This window comes from Paraburkholderia sp. SEWSISQ10-3 4 (assembly GCF_030464785.1).
In the GTDB taxonomy this organism is placed as follows: domain Bacteria; phylum Pseudomonadota; class Gammaproteobacteria; order Burkholderiales; family Burkholderiaceae; genus Paraburkholderia; species Paraburkholderia aspalathi.
On the sequence record NZ_JALPRI010000019.1, the window covers coordinates 99,884 to 116,322 of the forward strand.

At 62.4% G+C, this 16,439-nt stretch carries 15 protein-coding genes; 5 read left to right on the forward strand and 10 right to left on the reverse strand.

Annotated elements, in window-relative coordinates; all coding sequences use genetic code 11:
• Nucleotides 1–153 precede the first annotated feature (153 nt).
• Nucleotides 154–1,404 carry an Hsp70 family protein gene (locus M0D68_RS27845; protein WP_093643493.1) on the forward strand — a complete coding sequence of 417 codons (1,251 nt, stop codon included), beginning with the start codon at nucleotides 154–156 and terminating at the stop codon, nucleotides 1,402–1,404.
• Nucleotides 1,405–1,526: 122 nt separating this feature from the next.
• Here the strand turns inward: M0D68_RS27845 and M0D68_RS27850 are convergent, their stop codons facing one another.
• A complete protein-coding gene (locus M0D68_RS27850) occupies nucleotides 1,527–1,730 on the reverse strand; it encodes a cold-shock protein (RefSeq protein WP_007180251.1) in 204 nt (67 codons plus the stop codon).
• A gap of 530 nt (nucleotides 1,731–2,260) precedes the next feature.
• On the opposite strand from M0D68_RS27850, the gene M0D68_RS27855 reads away from it, so the two are divergent.
• Complete coding sequence (locus M0D68_RS27855; protein ID WP_093643495.1) at nucleotides 2,261–3,856, forward strand: APC family permease; 1,596 nt, start codon at nucleotides 2,261–2,263, stop codon at nucleotides 3,854–3,856.
• 147 nt (nucleotides 3,857–4,003) lie between these two features.
• Here the strand turns inward: M0D68_RS27855 and M0D68_RS27860 are convergent, their stop codons facing one another.
• The 7 genes from M0D68_RS27860 to M0D68_RS27890 all read right to left on the reverse strand — a co-directional run bounded on the left by M0D68_RS27860 (nucleotide 4,004) and on the right by M0D68_RS27890 (nucleotide 10,196).
• The gene (locus tag M0D68_RS27860; protein WP_093643497.1) at nucleotides 4,004–4,789 is read right to left on the reverse strand and encodes a class III extradiol ring-cleavage dioxygenase; all 786 of its coding nucleotides are present in this window, start codon (nucleotides 4,787–4,789) and stop codon (nucleotides 4,004–4,006) included.
• A 217-nt stretch (nucleotides 4,790–5,006) separates the two neighbouring features.
• A complete protein-coding gene (locus M0D68_RS27865; protein ID WP_093643499.1) occupies nucleotides 5,007–5,606 on the reverse strand; it encodes a UbiX family flavin prenyltransferase in 600 nt (199 codons plus the stop codon).
• Between the two features lie 49 nt (nucleotides 5,607–5,655).
• Complete coding sequence (gene grxD / locus M0D68_RS27870) at nucleotides 5,656–5,967, reverse strand: Grx4 family monothiol glutaredoxin (RefSeq protein WP_012434475.1); 312 nt, start codon at nucleotides 5,965–5,967, stop codon at nucleotides 5,656–5,658.
• Nucleotides 5,968–6,082: 115 nt separating this feature from the next.
• On the reverse strand, nucleotides 6,083–6,925 hold the full coding sequence (gene prmC, locus M0D68_RS27875) for a peptide chain release factor N(5)-glutamine methyltransferase (RefSeq protein WP_266225971.1): 843 nt from the start codon (nucleotides 6,923–6,925) through the stop codon (nucleotides 6,083–6,085).
• A gap of 6 nt (nucleotides 6,926–6,931) precedes the next feature.
• Nucleotides 6,932–8,014, reverse strand: coding sequence for a peptide chain release factor 1 (gene prfA, locus M0D68_RS27880; RefSeq protein WP_093643504.1), 1,083 nt, complete (start codon nucleotides 8,012–8,014; stop codon nucleotides 6,932–6,934).
• 122 nt (nucleotides 8,015–8,136) lie between these two features.
• Nucleotides 8,137–9,423: a glutamyl-tRNA reductase gene (gene hemA / locus M0D68_RS27885; RefSeq protein WP_200621451.1), complete on the reverse strand. Its 1,287-nt coding sequence runs from the start codon at nucleotides 9,421–9,423 to the stop codon at nucleotides 8,137–8,139.
• Between the two features lie 62 nt (nucleotides 9,424–9,485).
• Nucleotides 9,486–10,196 (reverse strand): response regulator transcription factor, encoded by a 711-nt coding sequence (locus M0D68_RS27890; protein WP_093643508.1) that lies wholly within the window; start codon nucleotides 10,194–10,196, stop codon nucleotides 9,486–9,488.
• Between the two features lie 203 nt (nucleotides 10,197–10,399).
• On the opposite strand from M0D68_RS27890, the gene M0D68_RS27895 reads away from it, so the two are divergent.
• The 3 genes from M0D68_RS27895 to M0D68_RS27905 are packed head-to-tail and all read left to right on the forward strand — an operon-like array spanning nucleotide 10,400 to nucleotide 13,145.
• Nucleotides 10,400–10,654: a hypothetical protein gene (locus M0D68_RS27895; RefSeq protein ID WP_266225973.1), complete on the forward strand. Its 255-nt coding sequence runs from the start codon at nucleotides 10,400–10,402 to the stop codon at nucleotides 10,652–10,654.
• 19 nt (nucleotides 10,655–10,673) lie between these two features.
• On the forward strand, nucleotides 10,674–12,488 hold the full coding sequence (locus M0D68_RS27900) for an aminopeptidase P family protein (protein ID WP_266225974.1): 1,815 nt from the start codon (nucleotides 10,674–10,676) through the stop codon (nucleotides 12,486–12,488).
• Nucleotides 12,489–12,521: 33 nt separating this feature from the next.
• A complete protein-coding gene (locus tag M0D68_RS27905; RefSeq protein WP_200621449.1) occupies nucleotides 12,522–13,145 on the forward strand; it encodes an HAD family hydrolase in 624 nt (207 codons plus the stop codon).
• 96 nt (nucleotides 13,146–13,241) lie between these two features.
• Here the strand turns inward: M0D68_RS27905 and M0D68_RS27910 are convergent, their stop codons facing one another.
• On the reverse strand, nucleotides 13,242–14,366 hold the full coding sequence (locus M0D68_RS27910) for a DUF748 domain-containing protein (protein WP_266225975.1): 1,125 nt from the start codon (nucleotides 14,364–14,366) through the stop codon (nucleotides 13,242–13,244).
• Nucleotides 14,367–14,721: 355 nt separating this feature from the next.
• Nucleotides 14,722–16,386 carry an energy-dependent translational throttle protein EttA gene (gene ettA / locus M0D68_RS27915; RefSeq protein WP_093643520.1) on the reverse strand — a complete coding sequence of 555 codons (1,665 nt, stop codon included), beginning with the start codon at nucleotides 16,384–16,386 and terminating at the stop codon, nucleotides 14,722–14,724.
• Nucleotides 16,387–16,439: the final 53 nt, after the last annotated feature.

Consider the following 16,439-nt stretch of genomic DNA (forward strand, 5'->3'; position numbering starts at 1 on the left):
ATCCTGTCGAATTCAGCAATTTTTGTTCCGTCGAGCGGACCTTGGTCGGTATTGCGGGCATCCCGGAAAGCGTCAGTTGATGCTGATTGGGCTTTCGTGATACAAAGCCGCTCCCCTTTCTGTCCGCGCCAGCCGTGAGCGGCGATTCCTGCCATGAACTATTGCGCGATTGACTTTGGTACTTCCAATTCGGCCGTGGCCGTCCCAGACGGCGCTGCGCTTAGGCTTGCGCCGGTCGAGGGCGCCTATACGACGCTGCCGACCTCCGTCTTTTTCAACACCGACGAAGACACCCGCGAATTCGGGCGTGCGGCGTTGGCGGCCTACATCGACGGTTTCGACGGCCGTTTGATGCGTTCGATGAAAAGTATTCTCGGCTCGCCGCTCGCCGAGAATTCGACCGATCTCGGCGACGGTTCGGCGATCAAGTACACGGACATCATCGCGATTTTCGTCGACCATCTGAAGCGCTCAGCCGAGAAGAGCGTCGGCGGCCCGATCAGCCGCGCTGTGCTGGGCCGCCCGGTGTTCTTCGTCGACGACGATCCGCGCGCCGACCAGATGGCGCAGCAGCAACTCGAAGCCGCGGCGCGTTCAGTCGGTTTGCGGGAGATTCACTTTCAGTATGAGCCGATCGCGGCTGCGTTCGACTACGAATCGCATCTGACGGAAGAAGGGCTTGTGCTGGTGGCCGACATCGGCGGCGGTACGTCGGACTTTTCGCTGGTGCGGGTGGGGCCGGAGCGGGTAAAGCGCGTGGAGCGCAAAGACGACGTGCTGGCCCACCACGGCGTACACGTTGCGGGCACGGATTTCGACCGACGTGTCGAACTGGTGACGATCCTGCGCGAACTCGGCTATCAGACGCTCGATCCCGAAGGCCGTGAGATTCCGAACCGCATCTATTTCGATCTGGCCACCTGGCACCTGATCAACACGGTCTACGCCCCGAAGCGTGTCAGCGAACTCGCGCTCATGCGGCATCTGTTCCTCCAGACCAAACATCACGACCGCCTGATGCGCGTTGTGGACCGCCGCCTGGGGCACGCGTTGGCGGCTCACGCGGAAGAAGCGAAGATCGGCGTGGCGGCGGGTGGCGAGACCGTGATCGACCTCGACGAGGTAGAAGACGACCTGCGCCTCGCATTTGACGAAGCGCAGCTCATCAAGGCCGGTCAGGACGAGACGCAGCGCATCGTGCAGGCGGCGCGCGATACGGTGCAGGCGGCCGGTGTGGCTCCGCGCGACGTCAACGCGATTTACTTCACGGGTGGCTCGACCGGATTGGCGTTTCTATCGGGCGCATTGGCCGCGGCATTTCCGGATGCCAAAGCGGTATTCGGCGACCGTCTCGCCAGCGTCGCGACAGGTCTCGGTATTCACGCACGGCGTTTGTTCGGATAACCGAATTGATCAAACTCATACTACGAAGATAATCACCGAATGTAGTTACGAGTAGTTACGACGAATATAAAAAAACCCCGCCAAGGCGGGGTTTTTTTGCGTCCAGAAGGAAGCGTGCTTGCTTACACCGGCTTGATGTTAGCGGCTTGCTTGCCCTTCGGGCCCGTCTTCACTTCAAACGTAACCTTTTGGTTTTCTTGCAGCGTCTTGAAGCCTTCCGTACGGATTTCCGAGAAATGCGCGAACAGATCTTCGCCGCCGCCGTCCGGCGTGATGAAGCCAAAGCCCTTTGCGTCATTGAACCACTTGACGGTACCGGTTTCCATATTACTTGTTCCTAAAGATGGTAAATAAGGCCGAAGCCCAATGGGTGCGCATGAAAATCAAGGAAGGGGGTAATGGGACCAACCGGAGTACCGTTGATGGGCGAACTACGAAAGACCAATTCACTCGCCGCTTGAAATCCTGCCCGAACGTTATACGGCGATTTCGGGCGAAGGTCAACACTCTTGTCCCAACTTTACAAGTTTTTGATGGATTGGCGTAGAAATTGCTTACAAAGCTTGCTATTCATCTGAGAATTTTGCTAGGGACAACCCTTAGTTTCGCCGCAACGGCGGGGTGCAACCGTTAAACTACGCGCCGCGCGTCGGTTGCACCTGTTTGGGGATCGCCGCGCACGCATGCGCGTCACCCCGTCCGCAACGCCATAAGCGATGTGACGCGGTGCCGACATGGTTCTGACGCAATCTGCATGGGACCGGCGCCAGTGCTTTGCATGCGGCCAGAGTAAGCGTTAAAGCGCTAACTCCGGCCGACAGCTAAAGCGCTAACTCTGGTCGACACAGGAGAAGATGTGAAAAGTTCTATACAACGGAACATCGGACCGGTCGCGCTACTGCTGACCGGCTTGGGTTCGATCATCGGGTCGGGCTGGTTGTTCGGCGCGTGGAAGGCTGCAAAAATTGCCGGGCCGGCGGCCATTTGTGCATGGGTCATCGGCGCGGTGGTGATCCTCGCGATTGCCTTGACCTACGCAGAACTCGGCGCGATGTTCCCGGAGTCCGGCGGCATGGTGCGTTACGCCCGCTATTCGCACGGCGCATTGGTTGGGTTCATCAGTGCGTGGGCCAACTGGATCGCCATTGTCTCGGTGATTCCAATCGAGGCTGAAGCATCCATTCAATATATGAGTACCTGGCCGTATCCATGGGCGCATGCGCTATTCGTGGATGGGTCATTAACGACTAATGGGCTATTGCTGTCCGCGGCCCTCGTGATCATTTACTTCCTGCTGAATTACTGGGGCGTGAAGCTGTTCGCGCGCGCCAATTCGGCGATCACGGTCTTCAAGTTCCTGATTCCGGGCGCGACGATCGCTGGTCTGATGCTGTCGGGCTTCCACAAGGAAAACTTCGGCGAAGTGAGCACCTTTGCGCCGTACGGCTGGTCGGCTGTGCTGACTGCCGTGTCGACGAGCGGCATCGTGTTCGCCTTCAACGGCTTCCAGAGCCCGATCAACCTCGCGGGTGAAGCGCGCAATCCGGCGCGGAGCGTGCCATTCGCGGTGATCGGCTCGATCCTGCTGGCGCTGGTGATCTACGTGCTGCTGCAGGTCGCGTACATCGGCGCGGTGAACCCGGCCGACGTCATGAAGGGCTGGAGCCACTTCAACTTCGCTTCGCCGTTTGCCGAACTGGCCATCGCGCTGAACCTGAACTGGCTGGCTATCCTGCTGTACGTCGACGCGTTCGTCAGCCCGAGCGGTACCGGCACGACTTACATGGCGACCACCACCCGCATGATCTACGCGATGGAGCGCAACAACACGATGCCGAAGATGTTCGGCAACGTGCACCCGTTCTACGGCGTGCCGCGTCAGGCGATGTGGTTCAACCTGCTGGTGTCGTTCATTTTCCTGTTCTTCTTCCGCGGCTGGAGCTCGTTGGCGGCGGTGATCTCGGTTGCGACCGTGATCTCGTACCTGACTGGCCCGATCAGCCTGATGGCGCTGCGCCGCGCGGCAACGGATCTGGAGCGCCCGCTGCACATTCCGGGCATGAAATTCATTGCGCCGTTCGCTTTCGTTTGCGCGTCGCTGATCCTGTACTGGGCGAAGTGGCCGCTGACCGGCGAAATCATTCTGTTGATGGTCGTCGCGCTGCCGGTCTACTTCTATTTCCAGGCGAAGTCGGGTTTTGGCGGCTGGGGGCGTGACCTGAAGGCCGCGTGGTGGCTCGTGGCCTACCTGCCGGTGATGGCGATTCTGTCGTTGATCGGTAGCAAGGAGTTTGGAGGCCATGGTCTCCTGCCGTACGGCTGGGACATGCTGGTGGTGGCCGTGTTCTCGCTGGTGTTCTACTACTGGGGCGTGCATAGCGGCTACCGTTCGGAATACCTCGAAGAACGTCAGACGCACGACGAAGTGCTTGAGGGCATGGGCGCACACTAAGTTGCTGCACTGAGCCCTTTCGCCGGATCGCCGGACCGCCGGATTGCCATGATCCGGCACAGTACGAAAAAGCCCGCCTGAGTTGCTCAGGCGGGCTTTTTTGTTGGCGGCGCTTTGGCCTTGGTTTGGCGTTGCGCTGACGTCGAATCAGGCGGTGCCGAACACGTAATTCGTCATGGCGAGCGAGCGCTGGTAGGTTCCGAGCGACTGAATCGCCAGCGAATAATCGTCGTCCGCCGCACCCAGCGCCGCGAACACGGGCAACAGATGCTCGTCGGTTGGATGCATCAGCACCGCGTGCGGCGCTTGGCGGCGGTAGTCGAGCAACGCGTCGATGTCGTGCGCGGCAAGCTTTGCCTCGAACCAGTCGGTGAATTCGGCCACACGCGGATCGGCATCGCCCGGGCGCGCGGAAAAATCCGCAGCGCGCAGGTTGTGCGTGATCTGGCCCGAGCCGATCACCATTACGCCGTCATCTTTCAGCGAGCGCAGCGCCCGACCTACCCGGAAGTGATGGGCGGCATCCATGTGCGGCTGGATCGACAGTTGCGCGACCGGTATGTCGGCTTCCGGGAACATCAGCAGCATCGGTACCCACGCGCCGTGATCGAGCCCGTGCGGCTGGGCGTCGGTGAGGATGCCGTGTTCGCCGAGCAGCACTGCGGCACGGCGCGCCACATCGGGCGCGCCGGGAGCCGGGTACTGAATTTCATACAACTGACGCGGGAAGCCGTAGAAATCGTGGATGGTCTCAGGCGCCGTGGACGTGCTCACCACCGGTTGCGCCGTGCCCCAGTGGGCCGACAGCATCAGCACGCTCTCAGGGCGCGGCAATTGCGCCGACAGCGCGCCGAATTCGGCGGACGGCAGGGAAGGGTCGATCGGCAGGGTAGGTGCGCCGTGGGAGAGGTAGAGCGACGGTAAGCGATTCATGGCAGCAACGCCGCCGCGGGAACGCGGCGCGGAAGTAGGGTTGCTATCAATATAGGTCCGTACCGGCGTTTTATAAACGGGCGAAAACGGAATTGATTGTGTCGCCGGTGTTGTTAATGGCGTTTGTGCGATTGTGGCGCGCCGCTCATTAGGCCGTGGCAATGCATGGTGCTTGCCTCCGCGCCAAGCGAGGTGGCGGTGCGCCGCGTCCTTCGAATTATTCCTGCGTGCCGCGCAAACCTTGCCACGCCGGCGACATGGCCGGTCCCAACGCGAATAGATCCAACACGCGCGCCACCGTGTGATCGACCATTTCGTCGATCGTCGTCGGTTGGTTATAGAAAGCGGGCAAGGGCGGAAAGATCACGCCGCCCATTTCCGTGACGGCCGTCATATTGCGCAGATGCGCGAGGTTTAACGGCGTTTCCCGCACGAGCAGCACGAGCCGGCGGCGTTCTTTGAGCGTGACATCGGCGGCGCGGGTGATCAGGTTGTCGGATAAACCGTGTGCGACGCTTGCCAGCGTCTTCATGGAGCACGGCGCGACCACCATGCCATCGGTCGCAAACGAGCCGGACGCGATACTCGCGCCGACGTCGCGCACCGAATGGACGACATCTGCGAGCGGATGCACGTCTTCTTTGCTTAACTGGAGTTCGTGCTGGATATTGAGCCACCCAGCGCTCGAAATCAGCAGATGGCTCTCGACGCCGCCCAGCCTGCGCAACGTCTCGAGCAACCGGATGCCGTAGATGGCGCCGGTCGCGCCGGTAATCGCGACGATTAGCCGGCGTGGCGCCGCAGCACGTGTTTCCATGGCTCGCGGCGCCTTATCGGAGGACAACGAAGGTTCGGACAGCGGGGTTTTAAGCCGCGGCGAACAGTTGCTGCAGTTCGCCCGATTCGTACATTTCCATCATGATGTCCGAGCCGCCGACGAATTCGCCCTTCACGTAGAGCTGCGGAATGGTCGGCCAGTTCGAGAACTGCTTGATGCCCTGGCGGACTTCGTCGTCTTCGAGCACGTTGACGGTCTTGATTTCGCCGACGCCGCATGCCTTCAGGATCTGGATGGCGCGGCCGGAAAAGCCGCACATCGGGAACTGGGCGGTGCCCTTCATGAAGAGCACGACGTTGTTTTCGTCGACGATTTGCTTGATGCGTTGTTGCGTATCCATGACTGACCTTGCGGTTCCGTTATGTGTAGGGAATAGGCTGAAATGATAGCGGATTTCGGTAAGACCGGCCGAGGGCCGCTTTGCCACCTCAGCGAATAGGGCCTTCCATCGATGGTTAGCCGGGCCAGCGTCCGCCGCTGATTCGCTCGATGCCGGCGAGATCCTGCTCCGAGCGGACGTCTGTAAAACCTTGCGCGGTCAGGAGGTCGCGTACGGCTTGCGCCTGATCGTACCCGTGTTCGATCCACAATACGCCGTTGGCGGCCAAGCGTGTGGGCGTGCCCGCGACAATCTCGCGGATCGCGCTGAGGCCGTCGGCTTCATCCGTGAGCGCGCCGCGCGGTTCGAAGCGCAGATCGCCTTCCGACAGATGCGGATCGCCGTTCGCGATATACGGCGGATTGCTGACGATCACGTCAAAGCGCAATGCTGAGTCGAGCGAGTTGTACCAGTCGCTTTGCTGCAGGCCCACGGCGCCGCCGGGGCGTTTGGCATCCAGCAAGCGTGCCGCGTTGCGTATGGCCACGGCCAGTGCTTCGGCGGAACGGTCCAGCGCCCAGACTTGCGCGTCGGGCCGCATCGACGCAATGGCCACGGCGATTGCGCCAGTGCCGGTGCCCAGATCGAGTACGCGCGGCCGCGAGATGTTTTCCATCGCCGCCAACGCAGTTTCGACCAGCAATTCGGTTTCGGGACGTGGGATCAGCACGTCCGGTGTCACCTCGAAATCAAGCCCGAAAAATTCACGCGCGCCGACCAGTTGCGCTACCGGCTCACCCGCGACACGCCGCGCTTCCAGAACTCGATATCGTTCGATTACCGGGCCGTCGAGCGCCTCATCGCTGCGCGTAATCAATTGCGTATGCCGCCAGCCGAGCACGTGCGTGAGCAGAATCCGCGCTTCGAGTGACGGCAGCGGCGAGGCGCGCAACAGCGCGGCGGGCGTGACCGGATCCATTCGCGCTTAGTCCGCGTCGCCCAGCGACGCCAGCAACTCGGCCTGATGCTCGCTAACGAGCGCCGCGATCAGTTCGTCGAGATCGCCGTCCATGATCGCGTCGAGGCGGTACAGCGTCAGATTGATCCGGTGATCCGTCAGACGCCCTTGCGGGAAGTTGTAGGTGCGAATCCGCTCCGAGCGATCGCCTGAACCGATCAGGCTCTTGCGGGTTGCAGCTTCCTTCTGCTGCTGCTCATGCGACTGCTTGTCCTTGATGCGCGCGGCCAACACCTTCAGTGCGCGATCCTTGTTCTTGTGCTGCGACCGGTCGTCCTGACATTCGACGACGATGCCCGTTGGCAAGTGCGTCACCCGCACGGCCGAGTCTGTCTTGTTGATGTGCTGACCGCCCGCGCCGGACGCGCGGAACGTGTCGATGCGCAGATCGGCCGGATTGATTTCGACTTCGCCGATTTCGTCCGCTTCCGGCATCACCGCGACCGTGCACGCCGAAGTGTGGATGCGGCCCTGCGTTTCGGTTGCCGGCACACGTTGCACGCGATGGCCGCCCGACTCGAACTTGAGCTTGGAATAGGCCGCTTCGCCGGCGATCCGCACGATCACTTCCTTGTAGCCGCCGAGGTCCGATTCGCTCGCCGACATCATCTCGACCTGCCAGCGATTGCGCTCAGCAAAGCGCAAGTACATGCGCAGCAAATCGCCCGCGAACAGCGCCGATTCGTCGCCGCCGGTACCGGCACGGATTTCGAGGAAGATGTTGCGATCGTCGTTCGGGTCTTTCGGCAGCAGCATTTTCTGCAATTCCGCGCCGAGTTTTTCCATCCGCTCGCGCGCCGCGCGAATTTCTTCTTCCGCAAAGTCGCGCATCGACGCGTCCGCCAGCAGTTCTTGCGCGGTCGCCGCGTCGTTCATCGCCAGGCGCCACAGCGCGTAATGCTCCACAACCGGCCCGAGCTCGGCGTGTTCACGCGTGAGCTTGCGGTATTGGTCGAGATTCGAGGTGATGTCCTCGCGGCTCAACAGGTCGTTCAGTTCGGCCAGCCGGGTAGTGAGCTGGTCGAGCTTGCGTTGCATGCTCGTTTTCATCGGACGGGTATCGGAGCGGACTCCGGCAAAGACGACGACTAGGGGAGTGGGCAGATGCCCTGGTCAGAAGCATGTCGCGGGCCACTCAGTGTGGCGCGGACGGTGCGGCGGTGGCTGCGCCGCTAACGCTCCGTAGAACCGGAGTGTTTGTAGAAACCGCTCATCAATTCGATAAGCGTGTCACGGTTCTCGCTGCTCGCGCGATTGAGCGCGTGCGTGGGGCCGTGGATCAGTTTGTTGGTGAGCGATTGCGACAACGCTTCGAGCACCGCTGCCGGGTCCTCGCCGCGTGCGAGCATTTTCTGCGCGCGTTCGACTTCGGCGCGACGCAGCACGTCGGCCTGTGTATGCATGTGGCGGATCACCGGCACGATGCTGCGTGCGTCGAGCCACTGCATGAAGTTCTGCACACGCGTTTCGATGATCGCTTCGGCCTGCGCGACCGCGGCTTGCCGCGACGCATTGCCTTCGCGCACGATCGCGCCGAGATCGTCGACGGTGTACAGGAAAACGTCTTCAAGCTTGCCGACTTCGGGTTCGATATCGCGCGGCACGGCCAGATCGACCATGAAAATCGGCCGGTGACGGCGTGCTTTCACGGCCCGCTCGACGGCGCCCAGACCGATGATCGGCAGGGTGGACGCGGTGCACGACACGATGATGTCGAACTCATGCATGCGGGTGGGTAGTTCCGAGAGCGGAATGGCCCGGCCGTTGAAGCGTTCAGCGAGGCGGGTGCCGCGCTCGGCAGTGCGATTGGCGACGACGAGCTCGCGTGGTTGCTGCGCCGCGAAGTGCGTAGCGCACAACTCGATCATTTCGCCCGCGCCGATGAACAGCACGCGCTGGTTTGAAATCTTGTCAAAAATCCGCTGTGCGAGCCGCACGGCGGCTGCCGCCATGGAAACCGACTGCGCGCCGATTTCGGTCGTGCTGCGCACTTCCTTCGCCACAGCGAAGGTGCGCTGGAACAACTGGTTCAGGTAGGTGCCGAGCGCGCCGGCCTCGGACGCCGTGCGCACTGCGTCCTTCATTTGTCCGACGATTTGCGTCTCGCCCAGCACCATCGAATCGAGTCCCGAGGCGACGCGGAACGCGTGGCGCACGGCTTCCGACTGCGGCAGCGCGTAGACATGCGGTGCGAGTTCGTCGACGGGCAGGTTGTGATACTTCGAGAACCACTGGATCGCGGCTTCACGCGCGGCCTGGTCGTCGGTCGCGCAGTAGAGTTCGGTACGGTTACAGGTGGACAGAATCGCCGCTTCCGGCGCCGTGCGGGCGGTGCGGCCGAGCCAGACGCTCTTGAAGGTGTCCAGTGCAGGCTTGATCTGTTCGAGCGGAAACGCCACGCGTTCGCGCAAGGCGACAGGCGCAGTGTGGTGATTGATTCCGATCGTTAGAAGCTGCATATGGGGAGCTATGGTTTAGCTCAATATTATAGCGTTTCCACGATTCTTACATTGTGGATGCGTCACCCGGCCGCCACAATGGCGTCAGGCGGGATGGCGTCGAGCTGGTAGCCATAGCCGTAAAGCGGCGTCAGGCAGTACCCGTGCTCTGGCCGCAACTGCAACTTGGTCCGCACGCGTGATGCATGGGTGTCTACGGTGCGCGACTGTACGTCGCGGCGGCGCGTCCAGACCGTTTCGAGAATATGCGCGCGCGACACTGGGCGAGACAGATTGGAAAACAGCAGCAGCGCAAAGCGGAACTCCTTCGGTGTCAGGGCGACCGTCTGATTACGGAAGGTGACGGCGAACTGCGCTGCGTCGAACGCATAGCCACCGATCGTGTCGCGCCGCCGGTTCGGCGGCCGCCGCAGGGCCGCGCGCCGCAGCAGCGCGTCCACTCGGGCCAGCATTTCCGGGCCGCGGACCGGTTTGGTCAGGCAGTCGTCGGCGCCGGCATGGAGCGCTGCGACAATCTGGCTCTCGCGTGGCTCCGACAGCAGCACGATCACCGGCAAGTTCGGCAGGATCGAGCGGGCGCGCGGAATCAGGTCTTCGGCGCAATGGTCGCCGGCCCAGTTTTCAGTGATGAGAAGATCGAAGAATTCGTCGGCGGCGCGGACCAGAAACGGTGTGCTCGCTGTGAAGTGCTGGCACGCATGGCCGCCGGCAAAGATCAGCCGGCCGACCAGGGTGGCGTGCCGTAAGTCCGGCTCGATAAGGGCGATTCGCATGGCGCGCTTTCAGCTTGGCAATTACCCGGACTAGGTTTCTCCGTAAGGCTTACAGCTTGCCTAACATCACCCCGACCCCTAAACTCAACCGCTATGCGGAAAGCGCCGTGCTGAACCTCTATAGTTAATGAGACAAAAATGCTATCTGTGTTGGCTCCTTGCGCCCATGAGACAAATCTGAAACTGCGCGAGACCTGCCGCTAATGGGGTGGCCCGGAATCCTGGTGCTGGGCGCGGTGATTGGTCTCGCAGGCTGGTGGTTGCATCCGCTGCGCCGTTCGAGCCGTGCCGCGTGGTGGGTGGTGCTCCTGGTCGGCGTGCTGGGCGCGGGTGTTGCTCGCATGGCCGGCAACGTGGTGGGACTTTTTCATGATGGCGATACGCTCGAATGGCCGGTATGTACCGCCATCGCGCTGATCGCCGTCGCCGTGACGGTCGGCTTGCTTTCCCGTCGATGAATACTTGCAGGTGACTCTGATGAATGCCCGACTTCCCGAAACTTCCTCCATCCCCGAACGGCTCGCGACATTGCGCAATGCGATGGCGCACGAAGGTGTAGCCGCCTATCTGGTGCCGTCCTCAGATCCCCATCTTTCCGAATATCTACCTGGGCGCTGGCAAGGCCGGCAGTGGTTGTCGGGTTTCACCGGCTCGGCCGGCACGCTCATCGTGACCGCCGATTTCGCCGGCGTGTGGACCGACAGCCGCTATTGGGAACAGGCCAACGCGCAACTGGCCGGCACCGGCGTTCAGTTGATGAAGATGACCGGCGGCCAGCAGACCGCGCCGCATTTTGAATGGCTTGCGCAGAACGTCGCGACCGGCGACACGGTGGGTGTGGACGGCGCCGTGCTGGGCGTGTCGGCGGCGCGCGCTTTGAACCACTCGCTTACCGCGCGCGGCGTGAAGCTGCGCACCGACGTCGATCTGTTCGATGCGATCTGGCCGCAGCGCCCGTCGCTGCCCGCCGCCGCCGTGTTTGAGCACGCGGCGCCGCACGCGAGCGTCGCCCGTTCCGAAAAGCTCGCACAGATTCGCCGCGCGATGGCGGAGAAGGGCGCGCAGTGGCACTTCATTTCCACGCTCGACGACCTCGCATGGCTTTTGAATCTGCGCGGCGCCGACGTCAGCTATAACCCGGTGTTCGTCGCGCATGCGCTGATTGGTCCGGAAAGCGCGTCGCTCTTCGTCGCCGACGGCAAGGTGCCGCAGGCGCTGGCCGATGCGCTCGCGCTCGACGGCATCAGCGTCGAGCCCTACGCGAAGGCGGCAGAAGCGCTTGCCGCGCTGCCGGCCGGCAGCACGCTGCTGATCGACCCACGCCGCATTACCTATGGCTCGCTGCAGTCGGTGCCGTCCACGGTGAACGTCGTCGAGGCGGTCAATCCGTCCACGTTCTTCAAGTCGCGCAAGACCGAGGCAGAAGCGGAGCATGTGCGCGAGACGATGGAACAGGACGGCGCGGCGCTCGCCGAATTCTTCGCGTGGTTCGAAGGCGCGCTCGGCAACGAAACGATCACCGAACTGACGATCGACGAGCGCCTGACGGCAGCCCGCGCGCGCCGTCCGGGCTTTGTGTCGCTGAGCTTTGCGACGATCGCCGGCTTCAACGCGAACGGCGCGATGCCGCACTACCGCGCAACCAGTGAAGCGCATTCGGTAATCGAGGGCAACGGCCTGTTGCTGATCGATTCGGGCGCGCAGTATCTGAGCGGCACGACCGACATCACCCGCGTCGTACCGGTCGGCACCATCAGCGAGGCGCAGCGGCGCGATTTCACGATTGTGCTGAAAGGCACCATGGCGCTGTCGCGCGCGAAATTCCCGCGCGGCATCCGTTCGCCGATGCTCGACGCGATCGCCCGCGCACCGATCTGGGAAGCCGGCGCCGACTACGGCCATGGCACCGGTCACGGCGTGGGCTATTTCCTGAACGTGCACGAAGGCCCGCAGGTGATTTCGCACTACGCGCCGGCCGAGCCGTGGACCGCGATGGAAGAAGGCATGATCACCTCGGTCGAGCCGGGCATTTACCGGCCGGGCAAGTGGGGCGTGCGGATCGAGAACCTGGTGCTGAACGTGCCCGCGGAGAAAACCGAGTTCGGCGATTTCCTCAAGTTCGAGACGCTGACGCTGTGCCCGATCGATACGCGCTGCCTCGACCTGTCGCTGTTGCGTGATGACGAGCGCGTGTGGCTGAACGCGTATCACGAGATGGTGCGCACGCGCCTGTCGCCGCATGTGTCGGGCGAGGCCAAGGCGTGGCTCGAGTTGCGTACGCAGGCTATCTGATCTCGTCGCCACGACCTTACTGACGGAGCGTGCATGGCCATCAAGGCAGTCGTGTTCGATTTCGGCGGCGTGCTGATCGACTGGAGCCCCGAATATCTGTATCGCCAGTTGATCCCTGACGAAACGGAGCGCCGCTGGTTTCTAACGCACGTTTGTTCGATGGATTGGGTGATCCGTCAGGACGGCGGCCAACCGATCGCCGAGGGGACAAACGAGCTGATCGCGAAGTTTCCCGATCACGCGCCACTGATCCGCGCGTTCTACGAGCGCTGGCACGAGATGGTGCCCGGCGTGCTGGAGGAGGGCGTGGCTCTCATGGAAAAGCTCGAGGCGGCCAATGTGCCGCTCTTCGGGCTGACGAACTGGTCGGCGGAGACGTTTCCGTATGCGTGGGAGCATTTCCCCGTGCTGCGGCGCTTCCGCGACATCGTCGTGTCGGGCAGGGTAAAGTTGGTGAAGCCCGATCCGGCGATCTTCGCGGAAATGCGTCAGCGGATCGAAGCGCAATTGTCGGGCATCCAACCGGGCGAACTCGTTTTCATCGACGACAATCTGAAAAACGCCGAAGCCGCGACGGCACTCGGCTGGCACGGCGTGCATCACACGAGCGCTGCAAAAACGGAAGCGGGACTGCGGGAATTGGGGTTGCCGGTCTAGGCATCGCGATGCCGCGGTTCGGAGGACGTCGGTTAAAGCGGCGACATGGTAGGTCTCCGCTTTAATTGCGGCGCTTCTGCATCGGCCGAAGTCCGCCTACTGACCGAGCAGATTTTTCAACGCGTTCCCTAATCCTTTCACTGTCTCCCCGGCGCCCTTCGCCACACCTTCGACGCTCACGCCCATCGCCTTCGCAAAACCGGCGCCAAGGCGCGTCATCAGACTTTCCTGCACCGAAAACTTCGGGTCGCGCAAATTCCCATCGAGTACGAAATGGAGCGTGATGTCGCCGTTGTGCGTCTTGAGCGCGGCGATGGCGGCTTTGGTCGGAATCGACATGAAGGTGTCGAGCGGGTTGTCGTTGTCGGCGAGTTGCAGATGGTGGATCGTCACCGTGCCGGGTGCATGCAGCTGGTAGTTGCGCACCGTCGAGTCGACCGTCAGGTCGACCGTGCCGCCCGTCACTTGCGCCTTCGCTCCGGTCTTTTTCAGCAGGTACGGATCGAGCATCACGACATCGACGCCGCGCAATGTGCTGGTGGTCTGCGAATCCTTGCTGGCAATCTTGATCCACCCGCCGAACGAAACTGTGCCCGTATGCGTCGGCCCTTTGATCGAGCCGGTGACGCTGACGTTGGTCGGTTCGGAGAGCGCGGGCAGATGCAGGTGATCGACGGTCGCGTTGGCGTTGCTGACCGTGACTTTGAATGCCGGCGGACCGACTGTCATGTCGTAGAAATGGAAGTTGCCTTGTTCGAAGCTGACGTGATCGACCAGCTTTTCGCGGGAGCCGGACGTTGCCGCGCTGCTGGCTTCGTCGTCGTTGGGGCCGTTGATCGATTGCCGCAGATTCGGCATCAGGCGGATCGCGCCGTCCTTGGTTCGCAGCACGGCGATGTCGAAGCCGCGCACCACCACGCCACGAATATGCATGCGCCGCGCGAGCAGATCGCGGATATCCGGCGTGATGGTGATTTCGTCGGCGCGTAACGGATCGCCGGCGGGCCAGTTCGGTGGCGCCTTGAGCAGAACGTTGGTGAGATGGACTGAAGTGAGGCCGACCCGGATGCTTTCGGCGCTGCCCAATGGCCCGAGCGCCGCAATGACGCGTTCCTTGACTTCGCGCTGCGCGAACTGGAGCGCACCGACCGCGACGACGATCAGCACCAGCAGCACGCCACCTGCGGCAATCGCCCAGCGCTTGCCCTTCGACATCGCCATGCTTGCCTCCTCGTCGCCGCGCTTGGCGCGGCGTGGGTGTTATCGGCCGGTGTGTGCGCCCGGTGGACGCACAGCTATTTGATACGGCGGAGTTCCTGCATCCCGCCGGGACGACGTGTATCACGCCGTGGCACGCAAAGCGTGTGCCCTACCGCCTGGCCGGCAAAAGCACGGCAAACGCACAGCAATTCCAGCGCGCAACGGTGAGCAAAATGAACGGGCGGACGGCCGGCAAAACGGCCGGCAAAACACGCCGGCCGGGCAGTCAGCCAGGCGGTCCACGAAGCGTCAGCAAAAAACCGACCAGCAAAACAGCCCGCTCGTCAAGCAACGAGCGGGCCGCCAGGCCAGCGATTTATCGCGCGATCGGCTTGTAACGCAGACGCTTCGGACGTGCAGCTTCTTCACCGAGGCGGGCACGCTTGTCCGCTTCGTATTCCTGGTAGTTGCCGTCGAAGAACGTGATTTGCGAATCGCCTTCGAACGCCAGGATGTGTGTCGCGATCCGGTCGAGGAACCAGCGATCGTGCGAGATCACCATGACGGAGCCGGCGAATTCGAGCAGGGCGTCTTCGAGCGCGCGCAGCGTTTCGACGTCCAGGTCGTTCGACGGTTCGTCCAGCAGCAGCACGTTGCCGCCCGCGATCAGTGTCTTCGCCAGATGCAGCCGGCCGCGCTCACCGCCCGACAGATTGCCGACGGTCTTCTGCTGATCGCCGCCCTTGAAGTTGAAGCGGCCGATGTACGCCCGCGACGGCGTTTCGTACTTGCCGACCGTCAGCACATCCGCACCGCCGGAGATTTCTTCGAACACGGTCTTCGAGCCGTCGAGCGCGTCGCGGCTTTGATCCACGTACGCGAGCTTGACCGTCGGGCCTTGCACGATCTCGCCCGAATCCGGCTGTTCACGGCCGGTGAGCATGCGGAACAGCGTCGACTTACCGGCGCCGTTCGGCCCGATGATGCCGACGATCGCGCCCGCCGGAATCTTGAAGCTGACGTCGTCGAGCAGCAGACGGTCGCCGTACGACTTGCTGACGTTCTTGAACTCGATAACTTCATTACCTAGGCGGTCGCCGACCGGGATGAAGATTTCCGAGGTCTCGTTACGCTTCTGGTAGTCCTGGCTGTTCAGTTCCTCGAAGCGGGCGATACGCGCCTTCGACTTCGCCTGACGGCCCTTCGGGTTCTGGCGCACCCACTCCAGTTCCTTCTTGATGGCCTTCTGACGCGCCGATTCCGACGACTCTTCCTGCTTCAGGCGCTCTTCCTTCTGGTCGAGCCAGCTGCTGTAATTGCCCTTCCAGGGGATGCCGTGGCCGCGGTCGAGTTCGAGAATCCACTCAGCGGCGTTATCGAGAAAGTAGCGATCGTGGGTGACGGCGACGACCGTGCCCGGGAAGCGCGTGAGGAATTGTTCGAGCCAGTCGACCGATTCCGCGTCCAGGTGGTTGGTCGGTTCGTCGAGCAGCAGCATGTCCGGCTTTTCGAGCAGCAGTTTGCAGAGTGCGACGCGGCGTTTTTCGCCGCCCGACAGATGCTCGATTTTGGCGTCCCACGCCGGCAGACGCAGCGCGTCGGCGGCGATTTCGATCTGCTGTTCGGCGCTGCCGTCAGTGGTGGCCAGAATCGCTTCGTACTTGGCCTGCTCCGCGGCGAGCGCGTCGAAGTCGGCGTCCGGTTCCGCGTAGGCGGCGTAGATTTCGTCCAGTTTCTTTTGCGCGCCGAAGACGTCGCCGAGACCTTCCTCGACCGCTTCACGCACCGTCTTGTTCGGATCGAGTTGCGGTTCCTGCGGCAGATAGCCGATGTTCAGGTTCGGCATCGGCGTGGCTTCGCCCTCGATGTCCTTGTCCACACCGGCCATGATGCGGATCAGCGTCGACTTGCCCGAGCCGTTCAGGCCGAGCAAACCGATCTTCGCGCCGGGGAAAAACGACAGCGAGATGTCTTTCAGGATTTGGCGCTTGGGCGGCACGATCTTGCCGACCCGGTTCATGGTGAAGACGTATTGGGCCATTTGCTTGCAATAGACGTTGACGACGCCGGCCGCGTGGGGGCGGGCGGTCGTGG

Excerpts from the sequence above, each read along its gene's own strand:
- M0D68_RS27845 (WP_093643493.1), top strand. The coding sequence starts at position 154 with ATGAACTATTGCGCGATTGACTTTGGTACTTCCAATTCGGCCGTGGCC.
- M0D68_RS27850 (WP_007180251.1), bottom strand. The coding sequence starts at position 1,730 with ATGGAAACCGGTACCGTCAAGTGGTTCAATGACGCAAAGGGCTTTGGC.
- M0D68_RS27860 (WP_093643497.1), bottom strand. The coding sequence starts at position 4,789 with ATGAATCGCTTACCGTCGCTCTACCTCTCCCACGGCGCACCTACCCTG.
- M0D68_RS27865 (WP_093643499.1), bottom strand. The coding sequence starts at position 5,606 with ATGGAAACACGTGCTGCGGCGCCACGCCGGCTAATCGTCGCGATTACC.
- grxD (WP_012434475.1), bottom strand. The coding sequence starts at position 5,967 with ATGGATACGCAACAACGCATCAAGCAAATCGTCGACGAAAACAACGTC.
- prmC (WP_266225971.1), bottom strand. The coding sequence starts at position 6,925 with ATGGATCCGGTCACGCCCGCCGCGCTGTTGCGCGCCTCGCCGCTGCCG.
- prfA (WP_093643504.1), bottom strand. The coding sequence starts at position 8,014 with ATGAAAACGAGCATGCAACGCAAGCTCGACCAGCTCACTACCCGGCTG.
- hemA (WP_200621451.1), bottom strand. The coding sequence starts at position 9,423 with ATGCAGCTTCTAACGATCGGAATCAATCACCACACTGCGCCTGTCGCC.
- M0D68_RS27890 (WP_093643508.1), bottom strand. The coding sequence starts at position 10,196 with ATGCGAATCGCCCTTATCGAGCCGGACTTACGGCACGCCACCCTGGTC.
- M0D68_RS27895 (WP_266225973.1), top strand. The coding sequence starts at position 10,400 with ATGGGGTGGCCCGGAATCCTGGTGCTGGGCGCGGTGATTGGTCTCGCA.
- M0D68_RS27900 (WP_266225974.1), top strand. The coding sequence starts at position 10,674 with ATGAATGCCCGACTTCCCGAAACTTCCTCCATCCCCGAACGGCTCGCG.
- M0D68_RS27905 (WP_200621449.1), top strand. The coding sequence starts at position 12,522 with ATGGCCATCAAGGCAGTCGTGTTCGATTTCGGCGGCGTGCTGATCGAC.
- M0D68_RS27910 (WP_266225975.1), bottom strand. The coding sequence starts at position 14,366 with ATGGCGATGTCGAAGGGCAAGCGCTGGGCGATTGCCGCAGGTGGCGTG.
- ettA (WP_093643520.1), bottom strand. The coding sequence starts at position 16,386 with ATGGCCCAATACGTCTTCACCATGAACCGGGTCGGCAAGATCGTGCCG.